Source organism: Rhodobacter sp. P2_H5, from assembly GCF_056403335.1.
The window spans coordinates 59,291-81,774 of the sequence record NZ_JBFUFS010000013.1; the positions used below are offsets into that span (position 1 = coordinate 59,291).

The 22,484-nt window shown below is 67.7% G+C and carries 19 protein-coding genes and 1 pseudogene; 6 read left to right on the forward strand and 14 right to left on the reverse strand.

The window, feature by feature from the left end; all coding sequences use genetic code 11:
• Positions 1 to 99: 99 nt before the first annotated feature.
• Positions 100 to 1,893: a PHA/PHB synthase family protein gene (locus AC1DVR_RS16790; RefSeq protein WP_478001752.1), complete on the reverse strand. Its 1,794-nt coding sequence runs from the start codon at positions 1,891 to 1,893 to the stop codon at positions 100 to 102.
• 194 nt (positions 1,894 to 2,087) lie between these two features.
• On the opposite strand from AC1DVR_RS16790, the gene AC1DVR_RS16795 reads away from it, so the two are divergent.
• Positions 2,088 to 2,615: an Hsp20/alpha crystallin family protein gene (locus tag AC1DVR_RS16795; protein WP_478001753.1), complete on the forward strand. Its 528-nt coding sequence runs from the start codon at positions 2,088 to 2,090 to the stop codon at positions 2,613 to 2,615.
• Between the two features lie 218 nt (positions 2,616 to 2,833).
• Positions 2,834 to 3,481: a BON domain-containing protein gene (locus AC1DVR_RS16800; protein WP_478001754.1), complete on the forward strand. Its 648-nt coding sequence runs from the start codon at positions 2,834 to 2,836 to the stop codon at positions 3,479 to 3,481.
• A 75-nt stretch (positions 3,482 to 3,556) separates the two neighbouring features.
• Here AC1DVR_RS16800 and AC1DVR_RS16805 read toward each other — a convergent pair whose 3' ends face one another.
• The 4 genes and pseudogenes from AC1DVR_RS16805 to AC1DVR_RS16820 form a co-directional block, all read right to left on the reverse strand.
• Positions 3,557 to 3,784 (reverse strand): hypothetical protein, encoded by a 228-nt coding sequence (locus tag AC1DVR_RS16805; RefSeq protein ID WP_478001755.1) that lies wholly within the window; start codon positions 3,782 to 3,784, stop codon positions 3,557 to 3,559.
• Positions 3,785 to 3,874: 90 nt separating this feature from the next.
• Entirely contained in the window at positions 3,875 to 4,231 is a 357-nt protein-coding gene (locus tag AC1DVR_RS16810) for a phosphoribosyltransferase family protein (protein WP_478001756.1), read from the reverse strand.
• A gap of 464 nt (positions 4,232 to 4,695) precedes the next feature.
• On the reverse strand, positions 4,696 to 5,286 hold the full coding sequence (locus AC1DVR_RS16815) for a cation transporting ATPase C-terminal domain-containing protein (RefSeq protein WP_478001757.1): 591 nt from the start codon (positions 5,284 to 5,286) through the stop codon (positions 4,696 to 4,698).
• Between the two features lie 34 nt (positions 5,287 to 5,320).
• A pseudogene (locus AC1DVR_RS16820) lies at positions 5,321 to 6,031 on the reverse strand (HAD family hydrolase); the annotation flags it as partial.
• Between the two features lie 100 nt (positions 6,032 to 6,131).
• On the opposite strand from AC1DVR_RS16820, the gene AC1DVR_RS16825 reads away from it, so the two are divergent.
• The gene (locus AC1DVR_RS16825; protein WP_478001758.1) at positions 6,132 to 7,301 is read left to right on the forward strand and encodes a DUF8173 domain-containing protein; all 1,170 of its coding nucleotides are present in this window, start codon (positions 6,132 to 6,134) and stop codon (positions 7,299 to 7,301) included.
• A gap of 166 nt (positions 7,302 to 7,467) precedes the next feature.
• Here AC1DVR_RS16825 and AC1DVR_RS16830 read toward each other — a convergent pair whose 3' ends face one another.
• Positions 7,468 to 8,115: a BON domain-containing protein gene (locus tag AC1DVR_RS16830; protein ID WP_478001759.1), complete on the reverse strand. Its 648-nt coding sequence runs from the start codon at positions 8,113 to 8,115 to the stop codon at positions 7,468 to 7,470.
• Positions 8,116 to 8,346: 231 nt separating this feature from the next.
• On the opposite strand from AC1DVR_RS16830, the gene AC1DVR_RS16835 reads away from it, so the two are divergent.
• Both AC1DVR_RS16835 and AC1DVR_RS16840 read left to right on the forward strand, forming a co-directional pair.
• Positions 8,347 to 9,981: a bifunctional aminoglycoside phosphotransferase/ATP-binding protein gene (locus AC1DVR_RS16835; protein WP_478001760.1), complete on the forward strand. Its 1,635-nt coding sequence runs from the start codon at positions 8,347 to 8,349 to the stop codon at positions 9,979 to 9,981.
• 117 nt (positions 9,982 to 10,098) lie between these two features.
• Positions 10,099 to 10,440, forward strand: a complete 342-nt coding sequence (locus AC1DVR_RS16840; protein ID WP_478001761.1) for a hypothetical protein — start codon at positions 10,099 to 10,101, stop codon at positions 10,438 to 10,440.
• An 18-nt stretch (positions 10,441 to 10,458) separates the two neighbouring features.
• Here the strand turns inward: AC1DVR_RS16840 and AC1DVR_RS16845 are convergent, their stop codons facing one another.
• The 8 genes from AC1DVR_RS16845 to AC1DVR_RS16880 form a co-directional block, all read right to left on the reverse strand.
• Positions 10,459 to 11,382 carry a DNA-binding protein gene (locus AC1DVR_RS16845; protein WP_478001762.1) on the reverse strand — a complete coding sequence of 308 codons (924 nt, stop codon included), beginning with the start codon at positions 11,380 to 11,382 and terminating at the stop codon, positions 10,459 to 10,461.
• On the reverse strand, positions 11,372 to 11,575 hold the full coding sequence (locus AC1DVR_RS16850) for a hypothetical protein (protein WP_478001763.1): 204 nt from the start codon (positions 11,573 to 11,575) through the stop codon (positions 11,372 to 11,374). Before AC1DVR_RS16850 ends, AC1DVR_RS16845 begins: the two co-directional genes overlap by 11 nt.
• A 184-nt stretch (positions 11,576 to 11,759) precedes the next feature.
• Entirely contained in the window at positions 11,760 to 12,932 is a 1,173-nt protein-coding gene (locus AC1DVR_RS16855; protein ID WP_478001764.1) for an efflux RND transporter periplasmic adaptor subunit, read from the reverse strand.
• A gap of 3 nt (positions 12,933 to 12,935) precedes the next feature.
• Positions 12,936 to 15,302 (reverse strand): ABC transporter permease, encoded by a 2,367-nt coding sequence (locus AC1DVR_RS16860; RefSeq protein WP_478001765.1) that lies wholly within the window; start codon positions 15,300 to 15,302, stop codon positions 12,936 to 12,938.
• Entirely contained in the window at positions 15,296 to 16,012 is a 717-nt protein-coding gene (locus tag AC1DVR_RS16865) for an ABC transporter ATP-binding protein (RefSeq protein ID WP_478001766.1), read from the reverse strand. Before AC1DVR_RS16865 ends, AC1DVR_RS16860 begins: the two co-directional genes overlap by 7 nt.
• Positions 16,013 to 16,074: 62 nt before the next feature.
• A complete protein-coding gene (gene groL, locus AC1DVR_RS16870) occupies positions 16,075 to 17,688 on the reverse strand; it encodes a chaperonin GroEL (protein ID WP_478001767.1) in 1,614 nt (537 codons plus the stop codon).
• Between the two features lie 12 nt (positions 17,689 to 17,700).
• Positions 17,701 to 20,190: a Lon protease family protein gene (locus AC1DVR_RS16875; RefSeq protein ID WP_478001768.1), complete on the reverse strand. Its 2,490-nt coding sequence runs from the start codon at positions 20,188 to 20,190 to the stop codon at positions 17,701 to 17,703.
• A gap of 207 nt (positions 20,191 to 20,397) precedes the next feature.
• Positions 20,398 to 21,153, reverse strand: coding sequence for an SDR family NAD(P)-dependent oxidoreductase (locus AC1DVR_RS16880; protein WP_478001769.1), 756 nt, complete (start codon positions 21,151 to 21,153; stop codon positions 20,398 to 20,400).
• A 386-nt stretch (positions 21,154 to 21,539) separates the two neighbouring features.
• Between AC1DVR_RS16880 and AC1DVR_RS16885 the strand changes: the two genes are divergently transcribed.
• Positions 21,540 to 22,472 (forward strand): LysR family transcriptional regulator, encoded by a 933-nt coding sequence (locus AC1DVR_RS16885; RefSeq protein ID WP_478001770.1) that lies wholly within the window; start codon positions 21,540 to 21,542, stop codon positions 22,470 to 22,472.
• Positions 22,473 to 22,484: the final 12 nt, after the last annotated feature.

A 22,484-nucleotide genomic window follows, 5' to 3' on the forward strand; every position in this document is an offset into this window, starting at 1 on the left:
GCACAGGCGCGGCCCGTCGATGACAAGGATCAACACCCGGAACGGGATTGACGCGCCCGGGCCAGCGGCCGGATGGCCGGATCGGGCATTCGACCGGGTTCAGACCTGCAGCACATAGGTTCCGGGCGCATCGCAAAGATGCGGCTGCCGGGCCCAGTCCACCACAGGCTTCGCCGGCGCAGAGGAGCGCGCCCTCAGCCAGTCTGCCAGGGCGGGCCACCAGGACCCTTCTTGCGGCTCCGTCTCGGCCAGCCAGTCATCCTCGTCCCGAAAGGGGGTGTTGCTGTCGGTCGTGGCGAGGCGGAAATGATGGCCGGGGTGGCCCGGCTCGGCGACGATGCCAGTGTTGTGGCCGCCCGACGCCAGAAGGAATGTCACCGCAACATCCGACATCAGATGGATTTTGTAGACCGATTTCCAGGGCGCCACATGGTCGTCCTCGGTGCCCACGGCAAGGATCGGCACCCGGATGTCCGAAACCGTGACCGGCTTTGGCCCGACGTGATAGCGCCCCTCGGCAAACTCGTTCTTCAGGAACAGGCGGCGCAGGTATTGCGAATGCATGGCGGCGGGCAGACGCGTGCCATCGGCATTCCAGGCCAGAAGGTCGGACATCGGCAGCGGCTTGCCCATCAGATAGGTCTGGACATTCTTGGACCAGATCAGGTCCGCCGACCGCAGCAGGCGAAAGGTTCCGCCCATCTGTTCGGTGGAAAGGTAGCCCTGCCGCCACATCATGTCTTCCAGATAGCTGACCTGTGCTTCGTTGATGAAAAGGGTCAGCTCCCCAGCCTCGGTGAAGTCGGTCTGGGCGGCCATCAGGGTCACCGTGGCCAGGCGGTCATCGCCATCGCGCCCCATGGCGGCGGCGGCAATGGCCAGAAGCGTGCCGCCCAGACAATAGCCTATGGCATGCACCGGCGCCCGGCCGGCCCGGGCCTGAATGGCGCCCAGCGCCGCCATGACGCCGAGGTTCAGATAATCGTCCATCGACAGGTCGCGGTCGCTGGCATCCGGATTGCGCCAGGAGATCATGAAGACGCTGAAACCCTGCGCCACGAGATAGGCGGCAAAGCTGTTCCGGGGCGACAGATCCAGGATGTAATATTTCATGATCCAGGCCGGAACGATCAGCACCGGTTCGGGATGCACCAGGCCCGAGACGGGCGCATAGTGGATCAGCTCGATCAGGTGGTTGCGGAACACCACCTTGCCCGGCGTCACGGCCAGATCGCGCCCGACGACAAACCCCTCGGTGTCGGGCGGAGGTTCATGCGCAAAGCTGCGCATCAGGTCCAGCGACAGGTTCGCGGCCCCGCGGGCAAGGTTCGCCCCACCCTCGGCCACTGTGGCCGACAGGACTTCGGGGTTCAGCTGCGGGAAGTTTCCGGGCGACAGGGTGTCAAGCACCTGCCGCGTCACGAAATCGGCGACCCGCTCATGGGCTCCGGTGACGCCCGGAACATCGGTCATCGCCGCCGACCACCAGCGCTCCTGCGCAAGGAAGCCTTGCGACAGGACATTGAAGGGCCATCTCTCCCAGGCCTCGTTCGAAAAGCGCCGGTCGTGGCGTTTGGGCTCGACCACATGTTCGGGCGCTGCTCCCACGGCAGCGCCCGCGGCATGAAGCCCCAGCGCCATGGCGTCTTTCCAGGCCAGTTGCGCCAGTTCCAGCTGCTTGCCCGGTGCCGTCGCCAGATGCGCCGCCCAGTCGCTGAAAGCGGCGGCGAGCGCCGTGGGCGCGATGCCCAGGGTCAATTTCGCCATGTTCGACCGCGCCAGATGGTCGATCACCTCATAGGCATCCGGCTCCGGCGCCTCCGAAGGAGCCGCCGGTCCAACCCGCCGTTCCGTCTTGAGATCGCCGCGCATGGTCTGGTCCCGCTCGTTCATCGCAATCCTCCGCGACCATCGCCAGATATCCGGCATGCCGGAAGTTCTGCACGGTTCGCCGCAGCGTGGCATTGATGTAGATCATCCTGCGCCTGCGAAGCGCCCGCGCGGCCCGTTGACGTCCATCAATGCCCCCCGGGCGGTCGCGACCTACCCTTTCCGCCCAAGGAAAGCGCTTTGCAGGAGGGTGTACGATGGGAAAGAAGGCGGCCGAAGTGGCGGTGCAGCGCGGGCAGGCGCAGGGAAGTGTCACGCCGATGCACGACTGGGACCCGCTCCGCGCCCTGCGCCACCAGATGGAGCGGCTGGTGGCCGGTTTCGAATGGCCGGACTTCCGCTTCGGCCTGCCGCACCGCACCTCGGCGCCGCTCTGGCCGGAGGTTGCTTGGACGGTTCCCGCCGTCGATCTGGTGGAACGCAATGGCGGTTATGAACTCCATGCGGAATTGCCGGGGCTGAGTGCGGATCAGATCGAGGTCAGGCTCTCCGATGGCATGATGATCATCATGGGCGAGAAGACGGCCGAGAAGGTCGAGGATGACGCCGATTTTCACCTGCATGAGCGCAGCTATGGTGCCTTCCAGCGCGTATTCCGCCTGCCCGCCGGTGTCGAGGGCGACAAGGTCAAGGCAAGCTTCGAGAACGGCATCCTCAAGGTGACGCTGCCGAAAACCGCCGCCGTGCTGAAGAGCGAGCGCAAGGTCGAGGTCAAGGCCGCCTGAAAATATCGCCCCGAGGTTTGACCACGGGATGGCCTCCGAGGTTCTCTGGTGATTGGGTCATGAGTGCTGGCAAGGACCGCGCAAACCGCGGTCCTTGTGGTTTGCGCCGCTCCGCCAGGCCGCTCCGCCCGTTGCGCATGGTCAATGAGAATCGAGACCGGCGCTGCCAGTTTCTGCCAAGGCCACAGGCCGGATTCCGCAATTTGAAAGGTTTTGAGATGACAGATATGGCCATCAGACAGAACGTCATGGACTCGCTGGAGTTCGAACCCAGCATTGATGCCGCAAGCATCGGTGTCGCCGTCAATGACGGCGTGGTCACGCTGACCGGGCATGTGGCGACCTACCGCGAAAAGCTGAAGGCCGAAGAGGTCGCCATGGGGCTGCGCGGTGTGAAGGCCATCGCAGAGGAGATCGAGGTGCGCTCGCTTGGCGCCCATCCCACGGCCGATGACGAGATCGCGCGGCGCATCCTCGATGTCCTGCGCTGGAATACCACGCTGCCGGCGGATGCGGTGAAGGTGAAGGTCCAGTCGGGCTGGGTCACGCTGTCGGGCTCTGTCGAATGGAACTACCAGCGCGATTCCGCCGCGACTGCCGTGCGCGACATGGCCGGCGTCAAGGGAGTGACCAACGCTATCCTGATCGCCGCGAAGGCCAGCCCGGGCGACATCCGCGACCGGATCGAAAAGGCGCTGAAACGGCAGGCGGAACTGGACGTGAAGGCGATCAAGGTCGAGGTGTCCAATGGCGCGGTCACCCTGGAAGGCAAGGTCCACAGCCTGTCCGAGCGTCGTGCCGCCGAACAGGCCGTCTGGTCCGCACCCGGTGTGCGCGAGGTGCGCGACCGGCTGATGGTCGTCTGACGCGGCAGGCCTTTCACGCGCGCGGCAGGGGCGGTGCCCGCCTCACACGGGCGCCACATTCATGGCGCAGGGGCCCTATTGGCGGTCCTGTTCGCGAAGGCGCAGCCCCGCGCCTTCCTTCAGGTCGGACCAGTTGCCCACCATCAGGCTGACCTTATGGAAACAGACCTCGCGCCCATCGTCGGCGCGGGCAGAGCCGCAAAACAGCGCCGGCCCGATCTGGGCGATCCGCTTCCCGAGGATCCGCCCGGTGGCTTTCGAACGCGCGATCCTGTGCCAGGTGATGATGGGGTCACGGTGCATGGCGCTCCCCCGGTGCGGCGGGTTAGCGGGCGTTTCGCCGCGCGCATGCGGCGCCGTGCATCTGATGACCCTATCTTGCCCAGGCTGCGCTCAAATCGACCCGGTCGGGTCCAGCGCCGGGCTGATCGCCTTGCCCTGATGCACTAGGGCCATGCATTGCCCGATCATCGGCGCGACGCTCAGCATGCGCAGGCGCGGGTCCGCCGGGCTGGCCTGTAGCCCCGCGGCCGTCTCGGTAACCGTCAGGCTGTCGATATCGGCCCCGGCCAGGCGCGACGCCGTCGCGGCATCGCCATGCGCATGGACCACCAGAAGATGCACCGCCCGCGCCTGCCGGTCGCGGCAGGCCGCAACCGCGCGCAGCAGGGCCTCGCCGCTTTCGATCATGTCATCGACGATCCAGACCTCGTGGCCCTTCACCGCGCCCGCAAACAAGGTGCCGCTCACCCCCCCCTCGGCGCGGTGCTGTTCCACGAAGGCGAGGCCGGCCGGTTACGCACCAGTGCCACCGACTGGCGCAAGGCCTCGGCCCGCTTCATCCCGCCGCTGTCGGGCGACATGACGGCGACCGGCGCAGCGTTGGCCCGTGCGGCGACATCGGCCGCGAACAGCCGGCAGGTGTCCAGTTGCACCGTCCGGCACCGGGATCCGTTCTGAAACGCGGCGGGGTTGTGCACATTGACCGCGATCAACGTGACCGGCGCATCGGGCCCGGAAGGCCCTGCCCGGGCCGCGACCCGCGTCCGACGCTGTCCCGGCGCGGCACGGAGCACCGCCAGTGGTGGCCGTGCCACAGTTCGCAAGCAATCGGCCCAACCCCGCCACGTCGTTGCGCGGCAGCGCCATGGCGCGTTCGATCTCTTTGGCCAGCGCCTTGCGACGGGGTCCGGGCGCCTATGCATTGACAAGCGTCATCGGATGTCGGCCTGCAGGCGCTTGGCCGCCTCGGTGACAAGGGCATAGGCCGCCGTCAGCCCGAGGATCGCGGCCAGAAGCCCCGGCGGCAGTAGCGCAAGGCGAAGGTAACCCGCGCCGGGCAGCATGAGCAGGATCACGGGCAGACAGGCCACCAGGATCGTCAACCCCAGCAGCAAGGGTGCCGGGCGGCTGCGCCAGGCCGGGCGCGCGGTGCGGATCACCGGCGTGAAGGCCAAGTCGGTCAGAAGCGATTCAATGAACCAGGCGGTGCGGAAGGTTTCGGCCCCCGCCGAGAAGACCGACAGCAAAAGCCAGAAGGTCAGCCCGCCGAAGACCGAGGACAGAAGGCCGAAGACCGCCATGAACCGCGCGAGCGCGCCCAGCCGCCAGTGATGCGGACGGGCGCGCATCTCGTCGTCCATCTCGTCGCGCGCAATCGACAGCAGGGGCAGTTCGGACAGCAGGTTGTTGAGCAGGATCTGCCCCGCCGTCAGCGGCAGGAACGGCAGCACGACCGAGGCCACCGCGATCGACACCATGTTGCCAAAGGCGGCCGATGTCGGCGAGGCGCAGCGCCGTGGCATCGTTGATCCCGTCGCCAAGATAGCCCACCACATGGCCCGCCTTGCGCAGCGCGGCCACGATCCTTTCCTTACCGGCCGGGTCGACCTCGGCAAAGACCTGGGTGCGGGCGGCGAGCCGGGCGAGCGCGTCCATCCCCAAGGCGGCAATCTGGTCACCGGTGACCGGCTTGGGGTGGCGCAACCCCACGGCGGCGGCGACATGGGCGGCCACAAAGCGGTTGTCGGCGGTCACGATACGGACCGACACACCCTGCGCCATCAGCCGCCGCACCATCTGCGCCGCATCGGCGCGCGGCGGGTCGGCGAAGAGGAGAAACCCCTCCAGCGTCAGGCCGGTCTCGTCGGTGCTGAGCACATCCATGCTGCCGAGATTCTCGATCGAGGACAGTCGCTTGACGACGGTACCTGCCGCCGCCAGCCGCCGCGCGCCCGTGGTCAGCGGCACCGAAAGGATCGCCGGCAGCATCTGCGGTGTCGGCCCGACCGCCAGCGCCAGCGCGAAGGTCAGGCTGTCGAAGACCGGGCGGCCCAGCCAGGAATTGGCGGCGAAGACCACCAGGACGATGACCAGCGTCACCTCGGAGATCATGATGCCAAAGCGTCGGATGCCCCGGGTGAAATCGGTTTCCGCCGCGCGCCGCTCCAAGTTGGCCGCGATGGCGCCGAAGACCGTGGCCTTGCCGGTGGGCCGCCCTTCCCGCCAGCCCTGCCGCAACAGGCTGGGGCGGCAGCGCGGCCTCCGCATTGACCCGGGTCAATGCGCCCCGCGCGCGGATGATTGTTGTCAATGCGGGCCGGGCGTCCTGCCGGCACTCTGACCGCGCATTCCTGCCATGAGGGACGTCATGCGAAAGACCCTGCCCCTTGCCGCCTGCCTCCTTGCCCTTCTGCCGCTGCTTCCCGTCCGGGCCGAGACGGTCGCCCGCACCAACGGCACCGACAGGTTCATGGCCGGCTCCGCGACCTTCCCCGATGTGCCCGCCAGCGGCGAGGTTTTTGCCGCGGGCGCCTCGGTGGTCCTGAGGGGCCATGCCGGCGGCGACACCCATGTCGCGGGCTTTGACGTGCAGGTCGAGGCGCCGGTCGATGCCGATCTTTACGCCGCCGGTGCCAACGTGACGGTCCGCGCGCCGGTGGGCGAGGATATCACCGCCATGGGCTTCAACCTGCGCACCGCCGAGGCGGCGGCGGCGGTCGGCAACGTCAGGCTGACCGGCGGCACCGTGGTCGTCGAAGGGCCGGTCGGCAAGGCGCTGACGGCTCTGGGCGGCGAGGTGACACTGAATGCCAGCGTCGGCGGCGACGTTCTTCTGTCGGCAGACAAGATCAGCTTCGGTCCCAAGGCGCATATCGGCGGCCGGCTGGTCTATTCCGCCCCTTCCGCCATCACGATCCCGCCCGGGATCGTGGCCGCCGACCATGTGACCTTCGAGGAAAGGGCCAAGACCGACATCATCAGCCGCCCGATGCATGACTGGTCGCGCCCGGCCTTCCCGGTCATGCCGTCGTTTTTCGCGATCTTCTCGGCCTTTCTCGTCGGATACGGGTTTCTGCTGGTCCTGTCGGCCCTGCTGCTGGCCTTTCTGCCCGCCCTGACCGAGCGCTTGCGCGCGGCGGTCGACAGCCATCCGGGCAAGAGCTTTCTCTGGGGTTTTTTCGGGCTTTCCGCCCTGTTCGGCGTCGTCCCGGTGGCGGCGATGACCATCCTCGGCCTGCCCTTGGTGCCCTTCGCGGTGCTAGGCGTGATCCTGGGCTGGCTTCTGGGCTATCTGCTGGGGGTTTTCGTCGTGGCCATGCGGGTCTTCTCCGCCTTCGGCCTTGCGGAGCAATCCACGCTGCTCATGCGCCTTGTCGTGGTGGGCGCGGGGCTTCTGGTCGCCTGGGGGCTGAATTTCGTGCCGCTGGTCGGCTGGATCTTCAACTTCGCGCTGGTGCTTCTGGGGCTGGGCGGCATCGTTCAGCTGATCTTCCCGCCGTCCGCCGGTCGGGCGGCCATCGCGAAACCGGCCGAGTGACCGAGGACCTCTGCCCAGAGGATCGCAACCTGCCCCGTGCCCGCGCCAAGCTCTGAGGCGACAGAAATGGGGCACCCGTCCTGACTGGCGGATGCCCCTGTCCAGACTGGGGCATCCGAAACTTGCGAGGGAGGCTGCGTTTCCAGCCCCCCMCCCCCCCAGACCCTCACACCACCGAGAGCCGATCATTCACCCTGTGAATGCCCGGCGCGCCCCAGGCGGCCTGTTCGGCGATCCGGCGTTCGGTCAGGCTGTGGACCTTGCCATCCAGCGTGACCGACCCGTCCGCGACCACGACGCTGATGTTGAGCATGTCAAGCTCGGCCTGCCGTTTCAGCGCCTTTTCGATCCGGTCGCTGATATCGGCCGGGCTGGCCTTCGGCGCGATGATGATCGCGTTCGCCACCCCCTTCACCCCGGCCATGTCCCGTATCGCCCGCGAGGCGGCATCGCGCTGGTAATTCCACTCCACGTTTCCGGTCAGGGTGACCCAGCCGGCCTGCACCTTCACCTTGACGGCATCCGCCGGGATGCTGGTGTTCCAGCGCAGGGCATTCCCGATGCGCTGCGCGATTTCGTCATCGGCCACGGTATTGGCGCCGAAGGGGCGCACCTCGATCTCTTGCGCGATCCCCTTGACGCCGCGCAGCGCCATCGCAACCTCTTCCGACTTGAGCTTCTGGCCATAGGTCGCGACGTGACCGCTCAGCGTCACCACGCCATTGTTCACCGCCACGCCGATGGCCGCAGCGTCGATGCCGGGATCGAACTCCAAAGCGTCCAGAACGTTCTGTCGGATGTCCATGTCACTCATTTGATTCCCTTTCACGCAGGAGACAGGGCCGTCCGGCCCCTGCGGCACCCTTGCAGAAGTGCCGGCCGGCATCATTGACGCTGCTCAACAGGGGCGGGGTCTGGTGCGGCCGGTGGTTCCGGGTGGTCGTCCAGGAAGCCCGAACCGACCCGCCTTGACCGAAGTCAATGTCGGGCGCCGGGGAAATTCGTACCATGCGTCCACGCCCCGATCAGAGGACCCTGCCCTGCGATGACACCGATCGACCCCCATGCGCAGGCAGAGGTGATTGCCTTCCTCTTGTCGCCCGCGCCCTATGCGCGGGCCGGCGGCGGAGAGGTCAGCCATGTCGAAACCCACGGTGCGCATGTTTTCCTCTGCGGCAAGGTGGCGCTGAAGATCAAGCGCGCGGCGCGCTACAGCTACATGGACCTCTCGACCCCCGAACTGCGCCACGCCCTGCTGGAGCGGGAGTTGGAGCTCAACCGGATCACCGCGCCGATGATCTATCGCGATGTGGTGCCGATCACCCGCCGGGCCGATGGCGGGCTGGCGTTGAATGGCAGGGGCCGGCCGGTCGAATGGGTGCTGCGCATGCACCGCTTTTCCAGCGCCAGCGAGATGACGGAGGTCGCGGCGAGCGGGCAGTTGACCGACGCGGTGGCCACGGCGCTCGGGCAGGTGATCGCGCGGTTTCACGCCGGCTGTCCCAGGATGCCCGCCCCGGGGGACACCTTGATCGGCGAGATCCTCGACGAACTGGCGCTGGAACTGCGCGCCTTCGCGGCACCCCTGGGGGCCGGGCGGGTCGAGGAGTTTCTGGACAGGGCGCGGCAGGCCCTGGCCCGGCAGGCTGGCACCCTGCGCGAAAGGGCAGCGCAGGGCCATGTCCGGCGCGTGCATGGCGATCTGCACCTGCGCAACCTTGTGCTGTTGAAAGGCAGGCCGGTCCTTTTCGACGCGCTGGAGTTTGACGAGCGTCTGGCCACCTGCGATGTGCTTTACGATCTCGCCTTTCTGCTGATGGACCTCTGCCACCGCGGGTTTGGCCATCAGGCCAATGCCGTGCTGAACGCCTGGCTACGCGACGCCTGCAGGGCAGAAGAGGGCGGGACCGAGGATGGCGGACTGGCGGCGTTGCCGTTGTTCCTGTCGGTCCGCGCCGCGATCCGCGCCATGGTCCTGATGCAGACCGACCGCGCCAGCGGACATGCCACGGCTTCGACGGACGAGGCGCAGCGCTATCTGCGCGAGGCCATCACCAGCCTTGGCGTGCGAGAACCGACCCTCACGGCCATCGGCGGCCTGTCGGGCAGCGGCAAGACCGTTCTGGCCCGGGATCTGGCCCTGCGGCTGGCCCCCTGCCCCGGCGCCATTCACCTGCGCACCGATACGATGCGCAAGCAGGGTGGTGCCCGCGCATCCTATGCCCCCGCCGACCGCAACGCGGTCTACGACCGCCTGATCCAGCGCGCCGGCGCGGTCCTGGCGGCTGGCCACAGCGTCATCCTGGACGCGACCTTTCTGGATCCACAGTGGCGCAAGGCCGCGCAGGATCTGGCCCAGCGCCTGAACATCCCTTTTCACGGCCTTTGGCTTACCGCACCCGAAGCCGTCCTGATTGCCAGGGTGACGGGCCGGCGGGACGACGCCTCGGATGCCGATGCCGCCGTGGTGCGCCAGCAGATCGCAGCGCTGGCCTCAACCGGAGCGCCTCCGGGATTGGCGGGCCGGACCGGGGGGCAGGCGGACGGGTCGGGCTGGGTCGCCATCGACGCGGGTGGCGCGGCGCAGGCGACGCTTGCCCGGGCCTGCACTGCCCTTGGCCTTGCCGCAGAGGGGGCCTGCGCCCCCGAGGCCGCCGGCGCAGGCCGAAAGGCGCCGTAGGCGGCCATGCGCCCGCCTTGCGATGATAACCGTCAATTCACCGGGCAACGAATTCTGCGACCCTCCCTCAGGTCCGATGGGGGACGCCAGCCAATTCTGCACGAGGGAGGCTATCAAATGCCTGAAGATACGATGAAATCCACGAACGAGGCTGAGGGAGACCGGCATGGCGCTCCCTCCAGCCTCGATGCGCTGCGGGATGCTGCGCTGAACCTCGGGCTTGCCTTGAAGAGCTTTGGCAAACACGGCATCCCATCCGAAGAGGACGATGGCCTCTCCCGTGACGAGATGCTGAGGAAGGGCCGGGACATCCTGCTTCAGGTCGAAAGGCGTCTGGCCCGGATGGAACATGCCGCCGAGGACAGCGTCCGCGAGCATCCGCGGCCCTGGCTCGCCGGTCTGCTGGCCGTTGTGGGGATTGGCCTGCTGATGGGGATGGTCCTGCAGCGGCGCCGGTGATCCCGTCCGGCAGGGAGGTCAGGACCCGGGCCCTGTCGCGGCATCGCCCCCGGCGGCGGGCTCGTGCGGCTGTGCTGCAGCGCATTCGGCCTCCCGGCCACGGATCACGCGCTTTCCCTGCAGCGGGCCGCGGGTTTCGGTCACGACGGTGCAGCGGTCGTCGGGCTGACCGTCCCTGTGATAATAGATCACCACCCAATCCCGGGTCCGGCCCAGTTCATGGGCCAGCGCCGTGTTGGAATACATCAGCGTCAGAAACCACTCGCCGCGCTTTTCATGCAGGATCGGCAGCCAGGACACGCCTTCGGGGTTGAAACGGCGCGGCGCGATGGTGGCCAGCTCTCCCGCGGCGGCGCGCCTGCGGTAGCTGGCATCGGCGGCCAGCAGGATCTCGACCGGCGGCGGCGGCGTGCCGGGGCGCGCGGTGCGAAAGCGGCCCAGCCGTTCGGACAGTTGCGCCAGAACAGCATGCCGGCGCCGGGGGCCGAAGCCGGGGATCGGCTTGGCGCCGGGCTGCAGCGCCGTCTCAAGCTCCTCCAGCGTTTCGATATCCTCCTGGTCGGCCAGGCGGTTGGCCAAGGCCGGGCCGATGCCGGGGATGGTGGCGAAGACCCCGGCGGCGCCGCTTTCGCCCTGCAGACGTTCCAGCTGTGCCCAGCGCCCGGTGGTGAGCATCTGCGCCAGGGCCGCGGCGATGCCGTGACCGATCTTGGGCAGCGCCACGAGGCCCGCCACACCCTCGCGGCCATAGATCGCCCGGACCGGCTCGGCAATCCGGCCAAGCTCGATGGCGGCATCGCGATAGGCGCGCACGCGAAACCGGTTGTCGCCCTGCTGCTCCAGCAAGGCGGCATAGGCGTCAAGCCGCTGCGCAAGGCGCATGTTCTCCGACGCATCGCCCCGTGCGGCAGAGGGGGCGGGACCTGCCGGATCAGCTGACATGGCGTTGGCCGCTATGGGCAACCCGCCCGGGGAGCCAGGGGCACGCCCGGGCGGCCAACATGAGGCCGAGTGTCAGGACGCCTGCGCCCAGCGCACCCGCGCCGCCCGCCGTGGCTGGCAAGACGACAGCAGCCGAGGCAAGCGCGGCACCAAAGCCCGCCAAGACCCGGTTCCGCCAGCCGGGATGTTCCATCTGATCCTCCTCTGGGCTGTTGCGTTCCATCCATCTTGTCGCCGCGCGCCCGTTGCGCATTGACCCCGCGCAATGGCGGGCCGGGTTCAACTGCCGAGGCGTCGGCGGGTTCCGGAGGGCGGAAGGCTTCGGTCTCGCGCAGACCGGAGCGCGCCGCCCCGCGCTGGCTGCGGCGGGCGATGCTTCAGCCTGTCACCCGCGTGCCGCTGCTGACCCGGTCGCTGGGATGCAGGATGACCTGATCGCCGCCGGCCAGCCCGGACAGCACCTGGGCGAAATCCGCGTTGCGCTCACCGAGCGTGATGACCTGCAACCGCGCCTTGCCGTCCTGCACCACATAGGCTGCCCAGTCCGACCCGTCGCGGAACAGGGCCCCGACCGGGATCGCCAGCACATCCTGCCCGCGCCAGACCGTGATGCCCACGATCACCCGGAAGCCATGGCCCAAAGGTTGCCAGGTGCCCGGATCGCCCTGAGGGTCAAGCACCACCTCGACCCGCTGTTCGTCGATCCCCAGGGCCGAGACCTTGGTGACGGCCACCGGCTCCACCCGCCTGACCACGGCCGCCAGCGGCGGGCCGCCCCAGCCGGTGATCTGCGCCGCGGCCCCGGCCTCCACCCGCACGGCATCGCGCGACAAGAGCTGCACCACCACCTCCAGATCGGCGGGATCGCCGATTTCAAGGATCGGCGTGCCGGGCTGCACCACCTGTTCATTCTCGGTCAGCACGCGCAGCACCCGGCCCGAGACCGGTGCGGCAAGGTCCACGCAGCAGGTGGCGCTCCCCGTCGCATCGGTTTCCAAAGCGGCCTTGGCGCTGTCGAGTTCGCGCGCCCGGACGGCCAGATTGGCACGCGCGCTGTCCACCACCGCCACGGCGGTGCGTTGCTGCAGAACGGCATTGTCCAGGGCCCGCTCTGACATGGCGGCGCGGTCATAAAGCCTTTGGGCGCGAAGGGCCTCGGTGTCCATGAAATCCCGCGTCGCCTCGGCCTGGACCAATTGGGCGCGGGCGAGGTCGACGGCGGCGCTGGCGGCGGCCACACTCGCCTCGGCGATGGCGCGCGAGCGGGCGTCCAGAAGCGCCGGCGCCACCGGCCCGATCGAGGCGACGACGGTGCGCTCCGCCTGAACCGCATCGCCCGCGTGCAGGGTGATCCGCCCCAGCTTGCCCGCGATGGTGGCCGATACGGTGTAAACCTCGCGGATGCGGGCCTCGCCCTCCTCCTCCACCACCACGTCGATGGTGCGCGGGGCGACGAGGGCCAGATCGACCTGAACCGGCTGCGGCAGAAAGGCCCAGACCACAAGGCCAAGGATCAGAAGGGCGGCAAGGGCCAGGAGGATGCGGCGCATGGGTCATTCCCTCGTTTTCAGGACTTCGATCATGTCCAGCCGGTTGATCCGCCCCCGGATCGCCAGAGCCGAGGCGAGGGCGGCGGCGCAGACCACCAGGCTGGCAGTGGCATAGACCTGCGGCCCGACCACGAAAGGCACGCGGTACAGGTCCGAGGAAAAGGCCGTCACCATCGCGACCCCGATGCCATAGCCGATGGCCCAGCCAAGCGGCTGCGCCAGTGCAACGACCACGGCCAGCTCTCCCAAGGGCACGGCGGCCACCTCGGCCTGGGTGAAGCCCAGAACCCGCAGGCTAGCCAGTTCCCGCCCCAGTTCGGACAGGGAGATGCGGGCGAAATTGTAGACCACCCCCACGGCGATGATGGCGGCCAGGGTGACATAAACGGTGATCATCGTGGTGATATTCTCGGCCAGGGTCTCTTTGAAACGGGTGACGGTCAGGGCGGTGACGGTGACGAAACGCGTCTGCGGCGTGGCCTTGGCCGCCGTGAAGAAGGCGCCGCGCGCGCCGGGGTCGATCTGCAGATCGACGCCCGAGATCAGCGCCCCCTCGCCCATCAACCGGTTGAGCGCGGTGATACTGGTCGCAGCCCCCAGCCCGACATAGCCCAGCGAGATGCCGCTGACCGGCAGGGTCACCTCATGGCGGGCGCCCTCCAGAAAAGCCACGGTCACGCGGTCGCCGGTGTGCACGTCCAGCGCCAGGGCCAGGGCCTCGGACAGGATCAGCCCGGCCTCCGGCATGGTCATCACGCGCAGATCGGGGTCCAGCACGCGCGACAGGCCGGGGGCGGGCAGGCGCCCGGTGATGGACAGCCGTTTGGAGAGGTTGCGGTGGCTGATCCGCGCCGCCACCGTGCGGAAGGGCTCGGCCGTCAGCACCCCGGGCATCTGGCGCGCGGCAAAAAGCGCGCGGTAGGGGGTGGCCTCGCCAAAGACCATCCGCGCATCCTGCCGTTCGGAGCGGAAGAAGGTCACGTCGATCATCCGGTCGATCGACCCGAAGGACCAGAGCGAGGCGACCAGCAGCGCCACCGCCATCGCCACGCCGAAGACGCTGGAAAAGGTGCGAAACGGCCAGCGGATCAGGTGGCGGGCCACCATCACCTCGGTCTGGCGCAGGGTCAGGGCGCGGCGCACCCCGCCGAGCCTCTGGCGGTAGGACACCGGGGCCGCAGGCGCCATCGCCACCGCGGGCGGCAGGTTCACCACCGCCCGCACCGCGTAAAGCGCCCCCGCCACCGCCGAGGCCAGGGTCACGATGGCGGCCAGCCCGTAGACCTGCGGGTTGCGGGTGAAGACAAGGAAGGGAAAGGAGAAGAACCGCGCATACATCTGCGCCATCCCCACCCCAAGCCAGGCCCCGGCGACAAAGCCGATCCCGATGCCCACCACCGCGATCAGCAGCACGAATTCGACGTAATGCAGGGTGATCGCCATCGAGGAATAGCCGATCGCCTTCAAAAGGCCGATTTGCTCGCGCTCCAGCGTGATCAGGCGCGACAGGGTCATGTTGACCAGCATCGCCGCCACCGCGAGAAAGATCGGCGGCAGGACCTTGACCATCGCGCTCAGCTGCCGGAGTTCGGCATCCAGAAACGCATGCGAGAGTTGATCGGTCCGCCCCGAGGCCCCCACCCCGCCATAGGGCGCCGTCAGCCAGTCCAGCGCGGCAATCACCCGCGCCTCCGACGCGCCGGGCGCCAGTTTCAGCACTACGTTGGAAAAGGCGCCTTCCAGGTCATAGGCCGCCTCGATGCTTTTGCGAGGCAGCCACAGGATGCCATAGCGCAGAGGGTCGGGCATCATCTGGCCGGGACCGAGGGTATAGATGAACTCGGGCGACAGCGCGGTGCCGGTGATGGTCAGCTCGCGGCGCTGACCGTTCATCAGCACGGCCAGCGTGGCACCGGGGCGCAGGCGGTGGGCGGTGGCGAAACCTTCCGAGACCACCACTTCCGAGGTGGACAAGGGGTCGGGCAGCCTTCCCTGCCGCAGATGCAGAAGGTTCAACCCGGTGCCGGGGTTTTCCGGCAGCGACACCATGAGAACCGACCCCGGCTCCACCATGCCGGGCAGGTCGAGAAGGCCGAGCTTGACCACCCGCGCCTCCGCACTCAACACGCCGTCGATGGCGGCGATTTCCGCCAGCAGCGCGCGCGGCGCGCGGGTCACATCGGCAAAGACATCGGCAAAACGGTTGGCCTCGTAATAGCGCGCCCGGGTTTCGGACAGCGAGGAATAGGCGCCGTTGCCCAGGATCAGCGTCGCCACCCCCGCCGCCAGAACCAGCGCAATCGCCAGAACCTGCGGCCACAGACGGCGCAGGTCGCGCAGGACCTTGCGGCGGAGGGGAGAGATCACCATGACACCTCCGCCGGGCTTTTCTTGACGCTGTTCACCGACTCTTCCACGATCCGCCCATCGGCAAAGCGCAGAACCCGGTCGGCAATCTCGCGGATGGCGATGTTGTGGGTGATGATCAGCGTGGTCGCCCCCACCACGCGGTTGACCTGGGCCAGCGCCTCCAGCACGCGGATGCCGGTGGCGGAATCGAGGGCGCCGGTCGGCTCGTCACAGAGGAGGACCTCGGGGTTCTTGGCGATGGCGCGGGCGATGGCCACGCGCTGCTGCTCGCCGCCCGACAGCTGCGCCGGGAAATGGTCGCGCCGGTCGGTCAGGCCGACCAGGGCCAGGGCCTCGTCGGCGGTCATCGGCGCGCGGGCGATCTCGGTCACCAGCTGCACGTTCTCGCGCGCGGTCAGGCTGGGGACAAGGTTGTAGAACTGGAAGACAAAGCCCACATGATCGCGCCGGTACTGGGTCAGGCCCCTGGCATCCAGCGCGCTCAGCTCCAGATCGCGGAACCAGACAGAGCCGGAGGAGGCGGTATCAAGCCCGCCCATGATGTTCAGAAAGGTCGATTTGCCCGAACCGGAGGGGCCGAGGATCACCACCATCTCGCCCTTGGCGGCCTGAAAATCGACGCCGCGCAGGGCATGAACCTGCAACTCGCCCGAGGTGTAGACCTTGGCCAAGCCCTTCGTCCGAAACACAACCTCTGCCCCTGCCCGCATCGTGCGCCCTTCTGTCAGGCCGCCAGTCTACCGGAGTTTCCCTTGCCCCGATTTGACATGGGTCACATCGGCACCTCGGCCCGGGCGGGTTCGCGTTCGGGCTGGTCGGTCATCGTCGCCTCGGTCAGCAACAGGGTCGAGGCGACCGAGACCGCGTTTTCCAGCGCGACCCGCACCACCTTGGTCGGGTCCACGATGCCCGCCTCGATCAGGTCGACATAGGTCTTGGCTGCGGCGTCAAAGCCGAAGTTGCCCTTGCCCTCCAGCATCCGGGCCACCACGACCCCGCCATCCAGCGCCGAGTTCTCGGCGATCTGCCGGGCTGGCGCCTCCAGCGCGCGGCGCAGGATCTGCACGCCGGTCCGCTCGTCACCCTCGCAAAGCGCAGCTTCGGCCTCAAGGGCCGGGATGCAGCGCAGCAGGGCCAGACCGCCGCCCGGCACGATGCCTTCGGCGATGGCGGCCTTGGTGGCGCTGATCGCGTCGTCCAGCGCGTCCTTGCGAGCCTTCATCTCGGCCTCGGACGGGGCGCCGACGCGGATCACCGCCACCCCGCCCGACAGCTTGGCCAGACGCTCCTCCAGCTTTTCGCGGTCGTAATCCGAGGTGGTCTTGTCGATCTGCGCCTTGATCAGGGCGATGCGGCCCTTGATCTGGCCCGGATCGCCGCCGCCGCCGATGATCGTGGTGGTGTCCTTGTCCACCACCACCCGCCGCGCCCGGCCGAGGTAGCCGATCTTGGCATTCTCCAGCTTCAGCCCCAGATCGGCCGAGATCACCTGCCCGCCGGTCAGGATGGCGATGTCCTGCAACAGCTCCTTGCGGCGGTCGCCAAAGCCCGGCGCCTTGACGGCGCAGTTGTGAAAGGTGCCGCGGATCTGGTTGACGATGAAGGTGGCCAGCGCCTCGCCCTCCATCTCCTCGGTGATGGCCAGGAGGGACTTTCCGGCCTTGATCACCTCTTCCAGCAGGGGCAGAAGATCGTTCAACACGCTGATCTTGCGGTCAAACAGCAGGATGAGGCAGTCTTCCAGCTCTGCCTCCATCTTGTCCTGGTTGGTGATGAAATAGGGCGACTGGAAACCGCGGTCGAACTGCATGCCTTCCACCACGTCCAGCACGGTTTCGGTGGATTTGGATTCCTCGACCGTGATCACGCCGTCCGAGCCGATCTTTTCCATGGCCTCAGCCACCAGATCGCCGATGGCCGCGTCGTTATGGGCCGAGATCGTCGCGACCTGGGTCTTTTCCAGCCTTGTCCTGACCGGACGCGACAGCGCCTTCAGCGTCTCGAAGGACACCCGCGCGGCGCGGTCCAGCCCGCGCTTGATGTCCAGCGCCCCGGCCCCGGCGACCACGTTGCGCACGCCATCGGCAAAGATCGCCTGGGCCAGCACCGTCGCCGTGCTGGTGCCGTCGCCCACCACATCGGCCGTCTTTTCCGCCGCCTGCCGCAGCATCCGCACGCCCAGGTTTTCGGCCGCGTCCTTCAGGTCGAACTCCTTGGCGATGGTCACCCCGTCGTTGCACACCAGCGGAGGGCCGTATTTGCGGTCGATCAGCACCGATTTCGACCTCGGGCCCAGGGTGACGCGGATCGTGTCGGCCAGTTGCGTCGTACCGCTGAGGATCTTTTCCCGCGCGGCAGAGCGGAACAGAACATCCTTGTGGGTCATCATGCCTCTCCTTCACTCATCGACGTCCAGGGCCGCCGCCTCTTTGCCGGGTTTCATGAAATCGCGCAGCGCCCAGGCAAATTCGCTCAGCCGGGTTTCGACATTGGCGTTGACCGAGCCGTCCTCGAAGGCGCCGGTGGCGGTGCGCAGGCCGGCGGGCAAGCCGGTCAGCACTTCGATCGCCTCGTCGATGTCCGAGACGGCATGGATGCGGAACTGGCCCTTGGCCACCGCCTCGACCACATCGGGACGCAGCATCAGGTTGCGCACATTGCGGCGCGGGATCAGGACGCCTTGCTGGCCGGTCAGGCCCGAGGCGCGGCAGCAGTCGAAGAACCCCTCGATCTTTTCGTTCACCCCGCCGATCGGCTGGATCTCTCCCATCTGGTTGATCGAGCCGGTGACGGCGAAGGACTGCGACACCGGGATGCCCGACAAGGCCGACAGCAGGGCGCAAAGTTCGGCGACCGAGGCGCTGTCGCCCTCCACCCCGCCATAGGTCTGCTCGAAGACCAGGCTGGCCCATAGCGACAAGGGCACATCGGCGGCATAACGCGAGGCGAGGAAGGCCTGCAGGATCAAGACGCCCTTGGAATGGATCGGGCCGCCCAGCTTGATCTCGCGTTCGATGTCGATGACCTTGCCATTGCCCATCCGCACCCGCGCCGTGATGCGCACCGGCAGGCCAAAGTCGAAAAGGCCGCTGCTGACCACTGTCAGCCCGTTGACCTGGCCCACCTCGGCCCCCGCCGTCGAGACGATCAGCGAACCCTCGTGGATCATCTGTTGCAGGCGTTCGCGGGCGCGGTCCACGCGGTGTTCGGCCACGGCGCGGGCGGCGGTGATCTGGGCGGCGTCGATCACGGTCTTGCCACTGGCTTCGGTCATGTGATTGGCCTCGCGCAACAAATCCCACAGGGCGCCGATCCGCAGCGACATGCGGCCCTGATCCTCGGCGATGCGGGTCGCGACATCGACCAGCGCCGCCACCCCATCACGGCTGACGGCGCGCAAAGCGTCGCGCTGGCAGACCGCGGCCACCATCCGGGCGAAAAGCCCCACCCCCTCGGGCGTGCGGGGCATGTCATGGCTGAAATCGGCGGCGATCTTGAACAGGCGCGTGAAATCCGGGTCGTAGGCCCGCAGCAGCAGATGCACCATCGCATCGCCCACCAGCACGACCCGGATCTGCAAGGGGATCGGCTCGGGCTCCAGCGAGGTGGTGGAGATCAGGCTGAGCATCTCGGCCGCCGAACTGATCCGGATCGCCCGCATCTCCAGGCTGCGCTTCAGCGCCTCCCAGGCCAGCGGCTCGGTCAGGATGCGCATCGCGTCCAGGATCAGAAAGCCGCCATTGGCGCGGTGCAGCGCGCCGGGACGGATCAGGGTGAAATCGGTGACAAGGGCGCCCATGGTCGAGATGTGGTCCACCTTGCCGATCAGGTTGGACAGCGAGGGCAAAGGCTCGGCCACGATCGGCGCGCCGGTCGCCGCGGGCGCGGTCGAGACCATCACGTTGACGCCATAGCGGTGAAAGGCCGGGTGGTCATGGACATGGGCATGGGTCACCGGAAAGGGTCCCTCCTGCCTGCCGTTGCCCTCGCGCAGGAAGACCTCGGCGTTTTCGATCAGGTCGGCGCGCAGGGCTGCCAGATAGGGCTTGATCGCCTCGATTGCGCCGAAGCCCTCCAGGACCGGGGCCAGTGCGTCATCCACCGCCTCCTCCGCCATCTCGGCGTTGAGGGCGGCGACAGCGCTGCGGTGCTCCTTCTCCAGCTTGGGGATCGAGCGGAGGTATTTGGCAAGCTCCTTCTCGGTCGCCGAAACGCCCTTTTCGATCGTCTCGCGTTCGTCTTGCGGCAGATTGGCGAAGTCGTCGGACTTGATCACCTCGCCGTTGCGCATGCCGGCGATGGCAAAGCCCATCGGCGTGCGCAGGATCGTGACATTGCGCCCGCGCGCGCGCTCCAGTAGTTTGTCAAAGCCCGCTTCCTTGCGGCTGGCCAGGCGCTGTTCGATGGTGCTGCGGCGGCTTTGGTATTCTTCGGATTCGAAGAGGGCGGGGATATCCTCGGCCAGATCGTTGACCAAGGCCTGCATCGCCTTTTGCAGGGGCGGTGCTGTGCCCGGCGGCATGGCGATGGCGCGGGGCCGGTCGGGGCGGGCAAAGTCGTTGACATAGACCCAATCGGGCGGCGTCGGGCGCGCCGCCGCCTCGGCCGCCAGCAGGCGCTGCACCGCGGAATGGCGCCCGGTGCCTTCGGGGCCTAGAACGAACAGGTTGAAATCGGCGTGGTTGATGCTGGCCGAAAGGCGGATCGCATCCAGCGCCCGCGACTGGCCGATCAGATCGGCCAGGGGCTCCAGGGTCGAGGTGTCCTCGAAATCGAGAACGCCAGCGTCGCAACAGACCTGCAAGTCCCCCAGCCCCAGCAGCGTTGCCGAAGGCGCCAGCGGTTCGTTGGAATCCCGTGTCGAGGAGCGTGTCGTCGGAAACGCCATTGCCACCCCCTGCCCCGCCTTGCGTGGGGAATCCGGCATCGCAGCGCAGATCCCCCTCCGCGACCAGTTAAGACCAGAAATCCTTTGTCGGCCTTGACCGTTCGCAATGGCACCGCATTCGGCCGGGCGGCCATGTGCGATGGGGAAGACGGCGCGCATCGCGCAGTCTTCCCCTGAGGTGGCGAAGCGGCGTTACGCCGCCCGGTTTCAGACCTGCGCCTGACCGCCATCCACGAAGAGTTCGGCGCCATTGACGAAGCTCGCGTCATCCGAGGCGAGGAACAGGACCGCCTTGGCAATCTCTTCCGCCTCGCCGACCCGGCCCAGAGGGATGCGCGAGGCGAGATAGTCCAGCAGGCCCTGCTGTTGCTGCGGATCGTCGCCCACCAGTTCGACCAGCCCGGGGGTGCGGGTGGCGCCGGGGCTGACGACATTGACCCGGATACCGGTGTCCTTCAGATCCAGCGCCCAGGAGCGGGCAAGGTTGCGCACCGCCGCCTTGGAGGCGCTGTAGACGCTGAAACTCGCCGTGCCCTCGGTGCCGGCGGTCGATCCGGTCAGGATCACCGACGACCCCTTGCCCAGCACCGACAGCGCCTTTTGCACGGTGAAGATCACGCCCTTGACGTTGCGGTCAAAGGTCTCGTCGACCTGTTCCTCGGTGATCTGACCCAGAGGCAGCATCGAGCCGCCGCCGGCATTGACGAAAAGCACGTCCAGCCGGCCCTTCTCGGCCTTGATCTGGGCAAAAAGCCGGTCAAGGTCGGCCATGCTGGAGGAATCCGCCCGGATGCCGGTGGCCTGGGCGCCGATTTCGGCCACGGCGCGGTCCAGCGCCTCCTTGCGGCGGCCGGTGATATAGACATGCGCCCCTTCAGAGGCGAGCACTTTGGCGGTGGCGAGGCCGATGCCGCTGGTGGCGCCGGTGACGACGGCGGTCTTGCCGGAAAGTCTGTTGGTCATGGTGGTCTCCAGTTTCAGTTGCTTGTGGTGGTTTTCGCGGGTCAGGCGGCGCGCATGGCCTTGAAGGCCACCAGCGACGGTGCAGCGACTATCGCGGTCCGGACTCCGCGACGTGCGGCATCGATCCCGGAAACCCGGGCTGTGGCTTGGCGGTTCATGTCTGTCTCCTTGAGGGGCGAAAGGCCGGTCATTGGCGGCCGCGCTGCCCTTTCTCAGGGAGGGATTTAGGTCCTGCCCTCCGCGCCCGGAAGTCGCCAGCCGTGGAATCATTATTCAGCGGGATGGATGATCCCGGCCCTGCACGCGTCAAGCGCGCCACCGCTGCGCTTGACGCGTGCAGGGCCGCGCCGTCTTATCGCGGGGACAAAGGCAACCGGGATGACATTGTGGACCAGCTCCTTGCGCTTCGCGCCTTCGCGCGCATTGCCGAAGCGGGATCGTTCGCCAAGGCGGCCGACCAGTTGAACTTGCCGCGGTCCTCGGTCAGCAAGATGATGCAGGATCTGGAGGCGCATGTCGGCGCCAAGCTGATGGAGCGCACGACACGGGCGGTGACCATCACCGCCGAGGGGGCGCTGTATTACGAACGCGCGCAAAAACTGCTGTCCGATCTGGACGAGATGGATGCGACCGTGGCCGGGCACCGCGGGGCCCTGCGCGGGCGGCTGCGGGTCGATGTCGGCTCGGTTCTGGCCAACCAGATCCTGATCCCCGCCCTGCCGGAGTTCCAGCGCCGCTATCCCGAGATCGAGCTGATGCTGGGCGTCGGCGACCGTCATGTCGATCTGGTCGAGGACGGCGTGGATTGCGTGATCCGCGGCGGCAATCTGGCCGATACCGCGCTGGTGGCACGGCGGCTTTGCGCACTGGACTATGTGCTCTGCGCCGCGCCCGCCTATCTGGAGGGGCGCGCGCGGCCAAACCACCCGGCGGAGATCGAGCCGGATCATCAGGTTGTCAGTTATTTCTCCGCCTCAAGCGGCAAACGCTTTCCCCTGCGGTTTGCCCGCGATGGCCAAAGCATGGAGATGATCGTGACCAGGGGGGTGGCGGTCAACGAAAGCACCGCCCATCTGCGCAGCCTTTGCGCGGGCCTGGGGATCGGGCAGACCTTCGGGTTCCTCGGCCGCCCGCGCTTTGCATCGGGCGCCCTGGTCGAACTTCTGGCCGACTGGAAGCCCGCGCCCCATGTCATGCATCTGGTCTATCCAGCCAGCCGCTTCACCAATCCGCGGCTGAAGGCCTTCTCGGACTGGGCGGCGCAGCTGTTTTCCCAGCTTGATGCGCGCCTACCGCCCGCGAGGCCTGAGGCAGGGTGACCCCGCAGCGAT